Origin of the sequence: Bartonella capreoli (assembly GCF_902813205.1) — a bacterium.
Lineage (GTDB): Bacteria > Pseudomonadota > Alphaproteobacteria > Rhizobiales > Rhizobiaceae > Bartonella > Bartonella schoenbuchensis.
Genome location: NZ_CADDZX010000217.1, coordinates 1 through 450 on the forward strand (window position 1 = coordinate 1; position 450 = coordinate 450).

Sequence of the window (450 nt, forward strand, 5' to 3'; positions counted from 1 at the left end):
GGGGTTGTCTAATCTTCGTACGGGCGAGCCTGAAAGATCTCTCTCATCAACAAATTCGCGCTTGATGGGGCGGGAAAAAACAAGACCGCGCAAACTGGCTTATAAGCAGGATTAGGCGCTGGAAAAATTGCCTGAACAAATCACTGCTATGCAGGAGGAGATAAAAAAAATTGGACAAGAGCTTTCTGTTCCAGCACTATATGGTAATGATAAGAATCGCTTCGAGCGTTTATCAACAGCACTAGAAGAGAAGAAAGATATTTGCAGGAAAAAGGAAGAAGAATGGTTAGAGCTTGAACTTTTGCGTGAAGAAATAGAATGTGCAAAGACATAAAAAAGAAACGCCTTCCGAATTTTGTAAGGCTTAAATATTATCCACATTTTAACATTTGGTAAAAACGCTTTATTCTGATCTATTACAAGCTCATACGGATCATTAATCCGAGAGGT

1 pseudogene is annotated in these 450 nt (G+C 39.6%); it reads left to right on the forward strand.

Annotation, left to right across the window (positions count from 1 at the left end):
* Window positions 1-334: pseudogene (locus J7R05_RS08125) on the forward strand (ABC transporter C-terminal domain-containing protein); the annotation flags it as partial.
* Window positions 335-450 lie beyond the last annotated feature (116 nt).